The organism is Streptomyces boetiae (assembly GCF_031845405.1).
Lineage (GTDB): Bacteria > Actinomycetota > Actinomycetes > Streptomycetales > Streptomycetaceae > Streptomyces > Streptomyces boetiae.
Map to the genome: position 1 here is coordinate 1 of NZ_JAVREN010000053.1, position 14,838 is coordinate 14,838.

Below are 14,838 nucleotides of genomic sequence, written 5' to 3' on the forward strand. Positions count from 1 at the left end.
CACCGCGCTGCTGCTCCTGCGCGGCCGCCCCCGCCACACCCCCCGGCCCCACCCCGCCCGCCCGCTGCTCGCCCGCCTCGCCCGCCGGGCCGCCGCCGCCGCGTGCGCCGCCGCGGCCGGGTGGGCCCTCGCCCCCGCCGGTCCCGCTCCCCTGCCGGGCCTGGCGCTCGGCGGAACGGCCGTCCTCGCCGTCTTCGCCGCCCTGGCCGCCGCCTCCGGCGCGCTCCACCCCCCGCAAGCGACCCACGCCCCCGTCACCGACCAGCCGAAGGTGCCCCCACCATGACCGACCCCCGGCAACTGCCCGCCCCGCTGTGGGTGCTGATGTACCACTCCGTCGCCTACACCTCCCCCGACCCCTACCGCATCACCGTCACCCCCGACCGCCTCCACCAGCAGCTCACCTGGCTGCGCCGCCGCGGCCTGCGCGGCGTCTCCGTGGGCGAGCTGCTGCGCGCCCGCGCCGCCGGGCGCGCCGCCCGCCTGGTCGGCCTGACCTTCGACGACGGCTACCGCGACTTCGTGGAGACGGCCGTTCCCCTGCTGCGCGCCCACGGCTGCACCGCCACCGTCTTCGCCCTCCCCGGCCTGCTCCACCGCAGCAACAGCTGGGACGCCGACGGCCCCCGCAAGCGGCTGCTGAACGCCGAGGGCATCCGCGCCGCGGCCGAGGCCGGCATGGAGGTCGGCTCGCACGGCATGACGCACGCCTCCCTGCGCCGCGCCGACCCCGGGACGCTGCGCAGGGAGGTGGCCGAGAGCCGCGCCCGCCTGGAGGAGATCACCGGCGCCCCCGTGCACGGCTTCTGCTACCCCTACGGCGACGTGGACCTGACCGCCGCCGAGGCCGTCCGGGAGGCCGGCTACCACTACGCCTGCGCCGTCAGCCCCGGCCGCCTCACCGGCCAGTACGCCCTGCCCCGCGTCCACGTCGGCGAGCGGGACGGCGCCCGGCGCCTGGCGTGGAAGCGGCGGCTGCACCCGCTGCGCCGCCGCCGCGTTCCCGCCCTGCCCGAGCTGCCCGCCGCGGCCGAGACCGCCGGGGTGCGCGGGGGCAGGCCGTGAGACGCGGCCTGCACGTGATCACCGGCCTCGGGGTCGGGGGCGCCGAACGCCAGCTACGGGCGTTGCTCCGCAGGCTGCCGCTGGCCTGCGACGTGGTCGCGCTCACTAACCCCGGGCCGGTGGCCGAGGAGCTGCGCCGCGACGGCGTGCGCGTGGGCCATCTGGGCATGAACGGCAACCGCGACCCCAACGCCCTGCCGCGCCTGGCCCGGCTGATCCGCCGCGGCCGGTACGACGTCGTCCACACCCACCTCTACCGGGCCTGCGTCTACGGGCGGGTCGCCGCCCGGATGGCCGGGGTGCGGGCCGTGGTCGCCACCGAGCACTCGCTGGGCGCCCACCGCATCGAGGGCCGCGCCCTGACGCCCGGCGTCCGCGCGCTGTACCTGGCCACCGAGCGGCTGGGCGCGGCCACCGTCGCCGTCTCGGCCACGGTGGCGGGGCGGCTGCGCGACTGGGGGGTCCCGGCCGGGCGCATCCACCTGGTGCCCAACGGCATCGAGGCGGGCCGGTTCGGATTCGACCCGGTGGCGCGTGCGGCGGAACGCGCGCGGCTGGGGCTGCCCGGGGGCGCGGTCGCGGTCGGCGGGGTGGGGCGGCTGGTGCCGGGCAAGCGGTTCGACGCGCTGGTGCGGGCCGTGGCCCGGCTGCCGCGCGAGGTGTGGCTGGTGCTGGCGGGGGAGGGCCCGGAGCGCGAGGCGCTGCGGGCGCTGGCCGCGAGGCTGGGGGCGGGGGAGCGGGTGGTGCTCGCCGGGGCCAGGCCGGACGTGCGCCCGCTGCTGTCGGCCCTGGACGTGTTCGTCTCGCCGTCCACGGAGGAGACGTTCGGGCTCTCGGTGCTGGAGGCCCTGGCCGCCGGGCTGCCCGTGCTGCACGCGGCCTGCCCGGCCGTGGAGGAGCTGCCGCGCACGGCCGCGCCCGGCGCGCGCCGGGTGGGCCCCGACGCGGACGGCCTGGCCGCCGCGCTGCGCGCCGAACTCGCCCTGGGCGTGCGGCGCCTGCCCGTGCCCCAGGCCGTGGAGCGGTACGACATCGACGAGGCCGCGCGGCGGCTGATGCGCGTCTATGAGGACGTTCACAAGGAGGTGTGCCGATGAGGGCCTGGTGGATTCCGGCCGTGTGCGTGCTGGTCGGGCTGCTGTGCGGCGCCGGGCACGCGCTGCTGGCCGACCGGGAGTACGCGGCGCGCGGGCAGGTCGCGGTGGCGGCCCCCGAGGGGGAGGGCGACCCGGTGGCCTTCGCCCAGGCGTTCGTGCGGATGGCCACGGATGACGCGGTGCTGCGCACGGCGCAGACGGACGCGGGCGTTCCGGCGGAGGACCTGCGGCGGCGGGTGCGGGCGGCGGGCTCGCCGGACGCCCCGGTCATCGAGATCACGGGAACGGCCCCGGGGCCCGAGGAGGCGGCCCGCGCGGCGAACGCCGTGGCCCGCGCGCTGATCTCGCGCGCCAACGAGGCCCGGGACGGGACGGGCGTCGAGCTGATCGAGCTGGCCGCCGCCGCCGTGCCGACGGGCCCGGCGACCCCGGTGCCGGGGCTCTCCCTGGCCCTGGGAGCCTGCGCGGGCGCGGTCGCGGGCTGCGCGGCCCACCTCGCGCGCCGGGCGAGCCCCCTTTTCCCCGCGCTTCCGGGCGTGCCCGGCTCCCTGCCGCCGCAGCCCCTGCACACGACGGGCCCCGCGCCGTTCGCGGGGTAGGTCCGGGCCGACGTGGGCTCAGTGGCCGCGCTCGGCGCCCCCGTTGACCTGGAGGATCTGGGAGGTGAGGTGCCCGGCGGCGTGGGAGGCCAGCCAGTGGAGGGTCTCGGCCACGTCGCCGGGCGTGCCGGGGCGGCCGTTGAGCGTCTCGGCGACGCGGGCGTCGCGGCGCTCGGGCGGCATGCCGCTGCCGAAGAACTCGGTCTCCTCGACGTAGCCGGGCGCCACCGCGTTCACGGTCACGCCGCGCGGGCCGAGCTGCCGGGCCAGGTCGTGGACATAGGGGTGCAGCGCCGCCTTGGCCGCCGCGTACGTTCCGGAGCCCGAGCCCCGGTAGGCGGCGATGGAGCTGAGGAAGAGGACCCGGCCGCCGGGGGAGGCCAGGCGGTCGCGCAGGGCCTCAGTGAGCAGCACGGCGGTGAGGGTGTTGATGCGGAAGGCCGTGGTCCAGTCGTGGGCGGCCTCGGCCACGGGCCCGGCGGTGCCGTCCGGGGGGCGGGGTTCGAGGAGGCCGTTGCCTCCCGCGTTGTTCACCAGCACGTCCACGGTGCCGAAGCGTTCGGCAACGGCCTGGGCCACCCGCGTCGCGTCCGCCGGGTCGGCCAGGTCGGCGGGCAGCGCGACCGCACCGGGGAGCGAGCCGGCGGCGCGCTCCAGCACGTCGGGGCGGCGGCCGATGAGAACGGGCGTGTCGCCGTCCCGCGCGAAGCGGCGCGCGGTGGCCAGGCCGATGCCGGTGCCGCCGCCGCTGATGATCACCACTCGTCCAGCCATGCCCGGACCGTAGCGCGTCACCTCGGCGCCTGCCAGGTCAGCGCGGTCCCGGCGCCGTCCGGGCCCGGGCCCACGGAGGCGGAGCCGCCCAGGGACTCGGCGCGGCGGGCGAGGTTGCGCAGGCCGCTGCGGCGGGTGCCCTCGGGCGGCGGGCCGACGCCGTCGTCCGCGACGGTGAGCCGGACGGCGGGGCGGCCGTCCGGGAGGCGGGCGGTGGCGTCCACCCGGACCTCGACGCGGCCGGCGCGGGCGTGGCGGGCGGCGTTGGACAGGCCCTCGCGGAGCGCGGCGAGGAGGTGGGCCGCGACCTCGCCGCCGGTGACCGCGTCCACCGGGCCGGCGAAGGACACCGAGGGCGGGAAGCCCAGGGGCCCCGCCGCCTCGCCCGTCTCGCGCAGCACTCGGGCGCGCAGGCCGTCCTCCTCGGGCGGCTGCTGGAGGGCGAAGACGGTGGTCCTGATCTCCTGGACGGTGGCGTCCAGCCCCTCCGTCGCGGTGTCGATCCGGCGGCGCACGTCCGGCTCCCCGGCCTGGCGGCGGGCGCCCTCCAGCGTCATGCCGACCGCGAACAGCCGCTGGATCACCAGGTCGTGCAGGTCCCGCGCGATCCGGTCCCGGTCGGCGAGCACGGCCAGCCGCTCGCGGTCCCTGCGGGCCCGGCCCAGCAGCAGCGCGAGGGCGGCCTGCTGCGCGAACTGGGTGGCCAGCGCCCGCTCCGGCACGGAGTACGCGGGCGCGCCGGCCGGCCGCGCCATCCACAGCACGCCCAGCGCCGCGCCCTCCCCCGACAGCGGCAGCAGCATCCGCGGCCCGCCCGCCCCCTCGCCACCCCCGTCGAGCACCACCGGCTCCCCGGCGAGCGCCTGCCGCAGCGCGGCGCTGCGCGCGACGATCACCGCCCCGAGCGCGGGCACGTCGCCGCCCCGGCGGCCTCCCGCTGCTCCGCTGTTGCCGTCCGCCGGCGGGGCGTTGCCGTCCGCCGGATAGGCGTTGCCGTCCGCCGGCGCGGCGGCTCGCGTGCCCGACTCGGCTCCCCGGCCATCCGGCGACGCCCCCGGCGCGGCGGCGCCGTTGGCGTCCCCGACGCCGGGAGCCGCGTCCGCCTTCCCGGGGCTCGGGGGGTCCGGCGCTTGAGCGCCCGGCGGCGGCTCCGGCGCGGGGACCCCATTTGGTTCGCCGTTGCCTTCCGCTGGCGCGGCGCTGCCGTCTCCCGCCCCGCCGTTGCTCTCCTCCGGTCCGGCGCGGCGCCCGGCGGTGTCGCGGGCGACGGCCGTACGCCCGGCCGCCCCGGTCCCGGCGTCTTGCCATGCCTCTGGCGCGGCAGCCCGCAGGCCGGTCTGCGGGGCCGCGGGCCGCTCGGCGCTCGGGGCGTCCGGTGCGGACTGCTTAGCGCCCGCGCGCGCAGCGCGGGGTGTCTCGGCGCCCGGGGCCGACGGCGGGGCCGTGGCCGCCGAGGAGACGGCGACGACGCGGAGGCGAGGCGCCGCCGCCTCGCCGTCCCGCTCCTCCGGCCCGGAGGGCAGTGCCGGTTCCAGCACCGCGCACGCGGTCGCGCCCGCCAGGCGGCGGGCCTGTTCGGCGACGATCGCCAGGGCGTTGTCCTCGTCCTCCGCCGCGTCGGGGGAGAGCAGCGCCGTGGACAGCTCCAGGCTGCCGTCCAGCCACCGCGCCTGCTGCCGGACGGTCTCGTGCAGGCGGGCGCTGCCCAGGGCGTTGCCCGCCTCCGTCGCCAGGAGCAGCAGCACCTGCCGGTCCTCCTCGGTGAACGACCGCGCGCCGGCCTTCCCCGTCACCTGCAACGCCCCGAACCGCGCCCCGTGCACCAGCAGGGGAACGCACAGCGTCCCGGGCATGCCCGGCGGCGGGCAGCCGGCCAGCAGCGCGCGGCCCAGCGCCTCGGCCGCCTCCCGCCCCTCCGGGCCGGGTGCGCCCGCGGAGTGCGTGACCAGCCTCCCGATGGCGTCCGCGTCCTCGTTGAGCAGGGCCAGGGCGGCGTGCCCGGCCCCGGTCAGCTCGGCGGCGGCCCGCACGGTGCGCTCCAGCGCCGCCCGGGGCTCGGTGTCGCCGCCGATGGCCTCCATGGCCCTCAGCAGCCGGGGCAACTGCCGCATGAGGCGAGCGTAATCAGTCCCTTTCCGCCGCAAAAGTCGGGATCCGCTCGCGCTCCAGCAGCCGGCGGTACGGCCCCTCGACGGCCGCCAGCTCCGCCGGGGCCCCGCGCTGCGCGACCCGGCCGTCCTCCAGGACCAGCACCTCGTCCACGGCCTCCAGGCCCGCCAGCCGGTGAGTGATCAGCACCGTGGCGCGGCCCTCGGTGGCGGCCAGCAGGTCGGCCGTCAGGGCGTCGGCGGTGGGCAGGTCCAGGTGCTCGGCGGGCTCGTCCAGCACCAAGACGGGGAAGTCGGCCAGCAGCGCGCGGGCCAGCGCCAGCCGCTGCCGCTGGCCTCCGGAGAGCCGGGCGCCGTGCTCGCCCACGGGGGTGTCGAGACCGGCGGGCAGCGCGTCCGCCCAGGTCAGCAGGCGGGCGGCGGCGAGGGCGGCCAGCAGCGCGGCGTCGTCCGCGCCGGGGCGGGCCAGGCGCAGGTTCTCGCGCAGCGTGCTGTCGAAGAGGTGCGCGTCCTGGGCGCACAGGCCGACCAGGCGCCGCACGGCGTCCCCGTCCAGAGCCGTGGCCTCGGCGCCGCCGAGCGTGTAGCGGCTGCCGGGCTCGGGGTCGAGGAACCGCAGCAGGCAGTGCGCGAGCGTGGTCTTGCCCGCGCCGGAGGGGCCGACCACGGCGATCCGCCGTCCGGGTGCCAGGTCCAGATCCACGCCGCGCAGGGCGTACCCGGCCTGCCCCGGGTGGCGGGCGCTCAGGCCGCGCACGCGCAGGGGGAACGGGCTCGCGGGCGCCGGCTCCGGGTGTTCCGGCTCGCGGACCGGCGTCGGGGCCTCGCACACCTCGCGGACGCGCTCGGCGGCCCGGCGGGCGCGCTGCCGGTGCTGGACGGCCAGGGGCAGCCCGGCCACTGCCTCGAACGCGGCGAGCGGCACCAGCACGACCGTCGCCAGCCACACCCCGTCGAGGCGGCCCCCGGCCACGGCCGGAACGGCGGCCCAGGCGGCGGCGGTCACGGTCAGGCCGGCGAGCAGCGCGCTCAGGCCGCCGCCGAGCGCGGTCGCGGCGGCGGACCGGGCGGCCAGCGCCGTCAGCTCCGCGTCGGCCGCCCGGACGGCGGCCCGGCGGGCGGGCAGCGCGCCGGCGACGGTCAGCTCGGGCGTTCCGCTGAGCAGGTCCACGGTCCGGGCGGCCAGCTCGCCGCGGGCCGGGGCCAGGCGGCGCTCGGCGCGGCGGGAGACGGCGGCCGTGAGGGCGGGCACGGCCACGCCGGCGGCGAGCAGCCCGGCGGCCAGCGCGGCGCCGGCGGCGGGCAGCAGGGCCCAGGTCAGGGCCGTGGCGCCCAGGCCCACGGCGGCGGCGGTCGCGGCGGGCAGCAGCCAGCGCAGGTAGTAGTCCTGGAGCGCGTCCACGTCGCCGACGACGCGGGCCAGCAGGTCGCCGCGCCTCGCCCGGCCGAGGCCGGCGGGCGCGAGCCGCTCCAGCCGCCGGTAGACGGCGACCCGTAGCCCCGCGAGAACCCGCAGCACGGCGTCGTGGCCGGTGAGCCGTTCGGCGTAACGGAAGACCGCCCGTCCGAGCCCGAACGCACGGGTCGCGGTGACGGCCACCATCAGGTGCAGCACGGGCGGCTGCTCCCAGGCCCGCGAGATCAGCCACCCCGAGGTGGCCATCAGCCCCACGGAACTCCCCAGCGCGAACGCGCCGAGCAACCCGCTGAGCACCAGCCGCTCCCGCCATCGCCGCCCAGCCTCCCGCACCCACCGGAGGGCGCCCCCCGACGCCCCCCGGCGGGACGCCGCGTCCGCCGGGGACGGACACGGCGCGGGCGAGGCGAGGCGGGTGGCCAGGGTCCGGGCTATCCGCCTGCGCCACCCGGCGCGGGCGGACCGCGGCCGGCTGTGGCAGGGGACCACCTCCGTCCGGCGAACCCGCAGGGCGTCGCTGGGCCGGGACCCCACGGCCGGCGAGCGGCCCGGCCCGACCGGCTCCGCGAGCCCGGCATGGGCGCCGTCTCGCTCGGCCGGGACCACGCCGCCCCCGGCGGGCGCGTCCGCGCACGCCAGCGCCGTCCCCCCGGGGACAGGCCCCTCCGCCCCCGTGGGCCGGAGCAGCGCTCCGGGCGCGGGCGCCGCCGCCCCGGGCGGCGAGCCCGCCGCAGGCGATCGTTCCACGTGAAACGTCCGGTCCGCCGCCGCCAGCAGGGCCGGGCGGTGGGTGATCAGCAGGGCTGTTCGGGTGGCGGCGTGGCGGCGGATGGACTCCGTGACCGCCGCCTCCGTGGCCGCGTCCAGCGCCGCCGTCGGCTCGTCCAGCAGCAGGACCGGCCGGTCCGCGAGGAACGCCCGCGCCAGCGCGACGCGTTGGCGCTGCCCGGCGGACAGGCCGGCCCCGCCCTCCCCGACCCGGCGGCCCGGGTCCAGCTCGCTCGCGGCGGCCTCCCGCAGCGCCGCGGCCACCGCCGCGTCGTCCGCCTCGGGCCGCGCCAGGCGGACGTTGTCGGCCACCGTGCCCGCGCACAGGTACGGGCGCTGCGGCACCCACGCGACGCGCCGGTGCCACTCCGCCCGGTCCAGCAGCGCCAGGTCCACGCCTCCGATCAGCACCCGCCCCGAGGCCGGGGCGGCGAAGCCGAGCAGCGCGGCCAGCAGCGTGGACTTGCCCACCCCCGAAGGCCCGGTCAGGGCCACGGTCTCCCCCGGCGCCACCACCAGCGAGGTGGGCGCGAGCGCGTCCCCGGAACGCCCGGGGTACCTGACCGCCAGTCCCTCGAACGCCAGTCCGGGCGCCGCGGGGACGGGCAGCCCGCCGCCGGGCCGGGGCTCCGGCGCGGCCTCGACCACCGAGAAGACCTCCTGCGCCGCGGCCAGACCCTCCTGAGCCGCGTGGTACTCCGCCCCCAGCCGCCGCAGCGGCAGGTACGCCTCCGGCGCCAGGATCAGCACGACCAGGCCCGTGTAGAGGTCCAGGTCCCCGTGCACCAGCCGCATGCCGATGCCCACCGCGACCAGCGCCACCGACAGCGTTGCCAGCAGCTCCAGTGCGAAGGAGGACAGGAAGGAGATCCGCAGCGTCCGCAGCGTGCCGCGCCGGTAGGAGTCGGTGACGGCGCGGATGTTCTCCTCCTGGGCCCTGGCCCGGCCGAAGACCTTCAGCGTGCTCAGGCCCGCGACCACGTCGAGGAAGTGCCCGGACAGTCGCGCCAGTTGGCGCCACTGCCGGTCCATGTGGGCCTGCGTGGCCCAGCCGATCAGCGCCATGAACAGCGGGATCAGCGGCAGCGTCACGGCGATGGTCGCCGCCGCGGCCCAGTCGTCGGTGACGATCCGGGCCAGCACGGCCGCCGGGACCAGGACGGCCAGGCCCAACTGCGGCAGGTACCGGGCGAAGTACCCGTCCAGCGCGTCGATGCCGCGCGTGGCCAGCGCGGTCAGCTCGCCGGTCGGCCGGAGCGGCGCCGCCGGGTCCCGCGTGGCGTGGTGCAGCAGCCGCAGCCGCAGCTCGGACTTCACCGAGGCGGCGGCGCGGTGCGCGGCCAGCTCCGTCAGCCAGGCGACCAGGCCCCGGCCCGCGGCCGTCGCGGCGAGCAGCAGCAGAGGCGCGGCCAGGCCGTCCCCCAGGCCGCGGCCCGCCGTGAACGCGTCGGCGACCAGCCGCGCGATCAGCAGGGCCTGGGCGATGACCAGCCCGGCCCCGGCCAGGCCCAGCGCGACCGAGGCGGCCAGGAATCCCCGCGTCGCGCGGGCGTGCCGCAGCAGCCGCGGGTCAACGGGCCGCACGGCCCGCCCCCGCCGCACCGGGCTCCGCGACCGGACCGGCAGTCCCAGCGATGTGCTGCACCCCGATCCGCTTGCGGAACACCCAGTACGTCCACCCCTGGTACACCATCACCACCGGCGTGGCCGCCACCGCGCACCAGGTCATGATCCGCAGCGTGTACGGCGAGGACGCCGCCCCCTCCACGGTCAGGCTCCAGCCCGGGTCCAGCGAGGAGGGCATCACGTCGGGGAAGAGCGCCAGGAACAGCAGCGCCACCACCGCCGCGACCGCCACCCCCGAGAAGCAGAACGCCCACCCCTCGCGCCCCCGGGCGTTCGCCGCGAGCGCCGCCACCAGCGCGGCCACCGCCACGGCCAGCGCGCCCAGGGAACGGCCGTTGCCGGCCTCCGCCTGCGTCCACAGCAGGAACGCCCCGCCCACGAGCACCGTCGCCGCCCCCAGCAGCGTCGCCGCCCGCCGCGCCCGCGCCCGGATCTCCCCGACCGTCTTCAGCGCGGCGAACACCGCCCCGTGGAAGGTGAACAGCGCCAGCGTCGCCGCCCCGCCCAGCAGCGCGTACGGGCTGAGCAGGTCCGCCGGCCCGCCCGCGAACTCCCCCGAGGCGTCGACCGGCACGCCGCGCACCACGTTGGCGAAGATCAGGCCCCACAGGAAGGCCACCAGCGCCGAGCACCAGAGGATGGCGTGCTCCCAGCTCCGCTGCCAGCGCTCCCCGGGCCGCTTGGCGCGGTACTCGAAGGCCACGCCGCGCACGATCAGGCAGACCAGCACGGCCAGCAGCGGCAGGTAGAAGCCGGAGAAGAGGGTGGCGTACCAGTCGGGGAACGCGGCGAAGGTGGCGCCGCCCGCGGTCAGCAGCCAGACCTCGTTCCCGTCCCAGACCGGCCCGATGGTGTTGATCAGGACCCGGCGCTCGGCGCGGTCGCGGGCCAGCGTCCCGGAGAGCACGCCGATGCCGAAGTCGAAGCCTTCCAGGAAGAAGTAGCCGGTCCACAGGACGGCGATGACGCAGAACCACAGCTCGGGAAGCGAAAGGCTCACCGCGCGCTCCTTCCGTGCGTTTCGGTGCGCAGCAGGACGAACAGCAGGACGGACATCGCGGTGCCCATCAGTACGAGAAGGCCATTGGCCGGTCGGCCTCGTCGGCGGCCTCGGCGGCGCCCGCCCCCGGCCCGCCCCGCGGCCCGCCGATCCGCGTCGGCGGATGCCGGTCCGCCTCGGTCAGCTCCGGCGGCCCGGCCTTGGCGTAGGTGACCATCAGCCGCGCCTCGACGACCGCGAGCACGGCGTACAGCAGCGTGAAGACGGTCAGCGAGGCGATCACCTCGGCCTGGGAGACGCCGGGGGAGACCGCGTCCTCGGTGCGCATCAGCCCGTAGACCACCCACGGCTGGCGCCCGGTCTCGGTGAAGATCCAGCCCCAGGCGTTGGCGATCAGCGGGAAGAGCAGCGTGAGGAAGGCGATCCGCCAGTACCACCGGGTGAGCAGCGGCCCCAGCTCGCGGCTCCGGGTCAACGCCAGCCGCGGGCGTTCGTCCTCGCCCGTCCGCAGTGCGGGGTCCAGCAGCAGGCGGCGCCGGGTCAGCCACAGCCCGGCGGCGCCCAGGGCCGCGGAGGCCATGCCGAAGCCGATCATCCAGCGGAAGCTCCAGTAGGCCAGCGGCACGTTGGGGCGGTAGTCGCCGGGGCCGTAGCGCTCCTGGAGGGCCTCGTTGGTGTCGTTGATCCCGGGCACGGCCTCGGAGAAGTTGTCGTGCGCGAGGAAGGAGAGCAGGCCGGGCACCTCGACGGCGACCATGTTGTGCCCCTGCTCCACGTCCCCGACCGCGAACAGCGAGAAGGGCGCGGGCGCCTCCGTGTCCCACAGGGCCTCGGCCGCGGCCATCTTCATCGGCTGCTGCTCGTACATGATCTTGCCGAGCCGGTCCCCGGTGAAGGCGGTGAGCAGGCCCGCGGCGACCATCGTGACCAGGCCCAGCCGCAGCGAGGCGCGCATCACCTCGGTGTGCCGCCGCCGCGCCAGGTGCCAGGCGGCTATGCCCACCATGAACGCGCCCCCGGTGAGGAAGGCGGCGGTGATGGTGTGGGCGAACTGCGCGACGGCCGTGTTCTGGGTGAGCACCCGCCCGATGTCGGTCAGCCGGGCCCGCCCCGTCTCCTCGTCGATGGCGTAGCCCACGGGGTGCTGCATCCAGGAGTTGGCCGCCAGGATGAAGTAGGCGGAGGCCACGGTCCCGGCCGAGACGATCCAGATGGTGGCCAGGTGCAGGCGCGCGGGCAGCCGGTCCCAGCCGAAGATCCACAGGCCGATGAAGGTGGACTCGAAGAAGAAGGCGATCAGCGCCTCGAAGGCCAGCGGGGCGCCGAAGACGTCCCCGACGAAGCGCGAGTAGTCCGACCAGTTCATGCCGAACTGGAATTCCTGGACGATGCCGGTGACCACGCCCATCGCGATGTTGATCAGGAAGAGCTTGCCCCAGAACTTGGTGGCCCGCAGGTAGGTGTCCTTGCGGGTGCGGTACCAGGCGGTCTGGAGCCCGGCCGTCAGGGCGGCGAGGGAGATCGTCAGGGGGACGAAGAGGAAGTGGTAGACGGTGGTGATCCCGAACTGCCAGCGCGCCAGGGTCTCCGGGGCGAGGGCGAGCTCCACGGTGCTGTCCACAGTGGCGTTCCTATCTTGTGAACGTATTCACATTCACAAGCCATGATAGAACCACGCCGCCCCCGGCCAGAAGGCCGGGGGGTCCCCCGTTCCCTTACCCGTCCCGACCTGCGGCGCGACCCGTCCGGCCCCGCCCCGCGGGGCCGGACGGCCCTACCCCCGCGCGTGCTCCGCCCGGAAGGCCGCCGCCGTCCGCAGCACGAGGTCGTTCGCCTCGGTCTCCCCGATCGTCACCCGGACCCCCTCCCCCGCGAACGGCCGCACCGTCACCCCCGCCGCCTCGCAGGCCGCCGCGAACTCGGCGCTCGCCGCGCCCAGGCGCAGCCACACGAAGTTCCCCTGCGCGTCCGGCACCGTCCAGCCCTGCGCGGCCAGCGCGCCCGTCACCCGCTCCCGCTCCGCCACCAGCGCGTCCACCCGGGCCAGCAGCGCCGGCTCGCTGCGCAGCGAGGCCACCGCCGCCCGCTGCGCCACCTCGCTCACCCCGAAGGGAACGGCCGTCTTCCGCAGCGCCGCCGCCACCGGCGGGTGCGCCACCGCGAAGCCGACCCGCAGCCCCGCCAGCCCGTACGCCTTGGAGAACGTCCGCAGCACGCACACGTTGGGCCGCTCCCGGTACAGCTCGATCCCGTCCCCCACCCGCGGGTCGCGCACGAACTCCCGGTACGCCTCGTCCAGCACCACCAGCACGTCCCCCGGCACCCGGTCCAGGAACGCCTCGAGGTCCGCGCGCGGGATCGCCGTGCCCGTGGGGTTGTTGGGGGAGCAGACGAAGATCAGCCGGGTCCGGTCGGTGATCGCCGCCGCCATGGCCGGCAGGTCGTGCTCCTCGGCGGCGTTCAGCGGCACCCGCACCGAGGCCGCCCCGGCGATCTGCGCGATGATCGGGTACGCCTCGAAGGAACGCCAGGCGTACAGCACCTCGTCCCCCGGGCCCGCCGTCGCCTGCACGAGCTGCTGCATCACGCCGACCGAGCCGGTCCCGGCCGCCAGGTGCTCCAGCGGCACCCCCAGGCGGTCCGCCAGCTCGGCCAGCAGGCCCGAGCAGGCCAGGTCCGGGTAGCGGTTGAGCGAGCCCGCGGCGGCCACCGCCGTCTCCAGGACGCCGGGGAGCGGCGGGTAGGGGTTCTCGTTCGAGGAGAGCTTGAACGACCCGGGCCCCTCGCCGGCCGGGCGGCCGGGCGCGTAGCTCGGGATGCCGTCCAGGGCCGCCCGCAGCCGGGGACCCGCCGGGCGCGGGGAGGTGGGGTGCTGAGAGGATGCCGTCATTCCTCACACCTTAGGAGCAACGCCCGCGGCGGGCGTATCCGCCAACCCAAACGGCGCGCATGCACAGCTTCACGCCCCTGGCGGGCGCGGTGGCGCGCCCCGCCCGTGAGGGTGAGGCGAAGGACGTTGAAAAGCGCCCCACTGCTCGGAGCCGGGCCACCCCCAGCGCCCCCTCACGCCGCCACAAGACGTTTCAGGCTTCGAATCCAAGGCGCCACGGCCCCTATGGCTAGCAGAAACGTGTTCCCCGGGGAACGACCGCATCCGGCCGCCCCGGTCCGATCCCGGGCCTAACATCAGGTCGCCATGACAGCAGCGAAGCATCAGGTGACCAGGGCCTCCGCTCGCCGCACGAGCGGCCGGGCCGGCATCCGCGATGTCGCAGCGGCCGCCGGTGTCTCGATCACGACTGTCTCCGACGCGCTCAACGGCAAGGGCCGCCTGCCCGACGCCACGCGCCGCCACGTCCGCACCGTCGCCGACCGCCTCGGCTACCGCCCCTCAGCCGCCGCCCGAACCCTCCGCACCGGCAAGTCAGGACTGATCGGCCTCACCGTCACCACCTACGGCGAAGAACCGTTCACCTTCACGGAGTTCGCCTACTTCGCGGAGATGGCCAGGGCCGCCACCTCCGCCGCGCTGGCCCGCGGCTACGCGCTGGTGATCCTCCCGGCCGCCTCCCAGCACCGGGACTTCGACGTCTGGTCCAACGTCGCCCTCGACGGCACCGTCGTCATCGACCCCTCCGACCACGACCCGGTCGTCACCGAGCTGGTCCGCCAGGGCATCCCCGTCGTCTCCGACGGCAGACCCGGCGGCGACCTGCCCGTCACCGCCTGGGTGGACAACGACCACGAGGCAGCCGTCTCCGGCCTGCTCGACCACCTCGCCGACGCCGGCGCCCGCCGCATCGGCCTCCTCACCGGCACCAGCACGGACACCTACACCCGCCTGTCAACCTCCGCCTACATCGACTGGTGCGAACGCCACGGCCAGGACCCCGTCTACGAGGCGTACCCCGCGCACGACCCCTGCGCCTCGGCCGTCGCCGCCGACCGCCTGCTGGCCCGCCCCGACCGGCCCGACGCCGTCTACGGCCTCTTCGACCCCAACGGCACCGATCTCCTCGCCGCCGCCCGCAGATACGGGCTGCGCGTCCCCGACGACCTGCTCGTCGTCTGCTGCAGCGAGTCCGACGTCTACGCCACCACCGAGCCCCCGATCACCACGCTCTCCCTCAAACCGGGACGCATCGGCACCGCCGTCATCCAGCTCCTCATCGACGCCATCGAGGGCCCGGCCGGCCGCCCGCAGGGCCAGCAGGTGATGCCGACCGAGCTGATCGTGCGCGCCTCCAGCCGCCGCCCGGCCCACCGTCCGGCCCGCACGACCGTGGCCGCTCCCCGTACACCCCCTGCCGCGGGCCAGTAGTTTCCGGTAAACGTTTCCGGGAACGGAGTGGCATCGCCCGGCACCGGGCTTCCTATGATGGGC

General features: G+C 77.1%; 11 protein-coding genes. 5 read left to right on the forward strand and 6 right to left on the reverse strand.

Annotation, left to right across the window (positions count from 1 at the left end):
- The 4 genes from RM780_RS24055 to RM780_RS24070 form a co-directional block, all read left to right on the forward strand.
- The coding region (locus RM780_RS24055) for a hypothetical protein (protein ID WP_311632979.1) at positions 1-286 on the forward strand (286 nt) is incomplete at its 5' end.
- Entirely contained in the window at positions 283-1,065 is a 783-nt protein-coding gene (locus tag RM780_RS24060) for a polysaccharide deacetylase family protein (RefSeq protein WP_311632980.1), read from the forward strand. The genes RM780_RS24055 and RM780_RS24060, both read left to right, overlap by 4 nt.
- Positions 1,062-2,162, forward strand: coding sequence for a glycosyltransferase (locus RM780_RS24065; RefSeq protein WP_311632981.1), 1,101 nt, complete (start codon positions 1,062-1,064; stop codon positions 2,160-2,162). Before RM780_RS24060 ends, RM780_RS24065 begins: the two co-directional genes overlap by 4 nt.
- Entirely contained in the window at positions 2,159-2,761 is a 603-nt protein-coding gene (locus tag RM780_RS24070) for a YveK family protein (protein ID WP_311632982.1), read from the forward strand. The genes RM780_RS24065 and RM780_RS24070 overlap by 4 nt, the downstream gene beginning before the upstream one ends.
- Positions 2,762-2,779: 18 nt before the next feature.
- On the opposite strand, the gene RM780_RS24075 is transcribed toward RM780_RS24070, so the two are convergent.
- The 6 genes from RM780_RS24075 to hisC form a co-directional block, all read right to left on the reverse strand.
- The gene (locus tag RM780_RS24075) at positions 2,780-3,535 is read right to left on the reverse strand and encodes an SDR family NAD(P)-dependent oxidoreductase (protein WP_311632983.1); all 756 of its coding nucleotides are present in this window, start codon (positions 3,533-3,535) and stop codon (positions 2,780-2,782) included.
- A gap of 17 nt (positions 3,536-3,552) precedes the next feature.
- The gene (locus tag RM780_RS24080) at positions 3,553-5,646 is read right to left on the reverse strand and encodes a sensor histidine kinase (protein WP_311632984.1); all 2,094 of its coding nucleotides are present in this window, start codon (positions 5,644-5,646) and stop codon (positions 3,553-3,555) included.
- Positions 5,647-5,659: 13 nt separating this feature from the next.
- Complete coding sequence (cydD, locus tag RM780_RS24085; protein ID WP_311632985.1) at positions 5,660-9,412, reverse strand: thiol reductant ABC exporter subunit CydD; 3,753 nt, start codon at positions 9,410-9,412, stop codon at positions 5,660-5,662.
- On the reverse strand, positions 9,399-10,454 hold the full coding sequence (gene cydB, locus RM780_RS24090) for a cytochrome d ubiquinol oxidase subunit II (protein ID WP_311632986.1): 1,056 nt from the start codon (positions 10,452-10,454) through the stop codon (positions 9,399-9,401). Before cydB ends, cydD begins: the two co-directional genes overlap by 14 nt.
- 67 nt (positions 10,455-10,521) lie before the next feature.
- The gene (locus RM780_RS24095; protein WP_311633015.1) at positions 10,522-12,063 is read right to left on the reverse strand and encodes a cytochrome ubiquinol oxidase subunit I; all 1,542 of its coding nucleotides are present in this window, start codon (positions 12,061-12,063) and stop codon (positions 10,522-10,524) included.
- A 165-nt stretch (positions 12,064-12,228) separates the two neighbouring features.
- Positions 12,229-13,344: a histidinol-phosphate transaminase gene (hisC, locus tag RM780_RS24100; protein ID WP_311632987.1), complete on the reverse strand. Its 1,116-nt coding sequence runs from the start codon at positions 13,342-13,344 to the stop codon at positions 12,229-12,231.
- Between the two features lie 306 nt (positions 13,345-13,650).
- On the opposite strand from hisC, the gene RM780_RS24105 reads away from it, so the two are divergent.
- Positions 13,651-14,775, forward strand: coding sequence for a LacI family DNA-binding transcriptional regulator (locus tag RM780_RS24105; RefSeq protein ID WP_311632988.1), 1,125 nt, complete (start codon positions 13,651-13,653; stop codon positions 14,773-14,775).
- The last annotated feature ends 63 nt before the right edge of the window (positions 14,776-14,838 follow it).

What these genes read in the sequence shown, in the direction of transcription:
- RM780_RS24075 (WP_311632983.1), bottom strand. Translation starts at nt 3,535, where the DNA reads ATGGCTGGACGAGTGGTGATCATCAGCGGCGGCGGCACCGGCATCGGC.
- RM780_RS24080 (WP_311632984.1), bottom strand. Translation starts at nt 5,646, where the DNA reads ATGCGGCAGTTGCCCCGGCTGCTGAGGGCCATGGAGGCCATCGGCGGC.
- RM780_RS24060 (WP_311632980.1), top strand. Translation starts at nt 283, where the DNA reads ATGACCGACCCCCGGCAACTGCCCGCCCCGCTGTGGGTGCTGATGTAC.
- RM780_RS24105 (WP_311632988.1), top strand. Translation starts at nt 13,651, where the DNA reads ATGACAGCAGCGAAGCATCAGGTGACCAGGGCCTCCGCTCGCCGCACG.
- hisC (WP_311632987.1), bottom strand. Translation starts at nt 13,344, where the DNA reads ATGACGGCATCCTCTCAGCACCCCACCTCCCCGCGCCCGGCGGGTCCC.
- RM780_RS24070 (WP_311632982.1), top strand. Translation starts at nt 2,159, where the DNA reads ATGAGGGCCTGGTGGATTCCGGCCGTGTGCGTGCTGGTCGGGCTGCTG.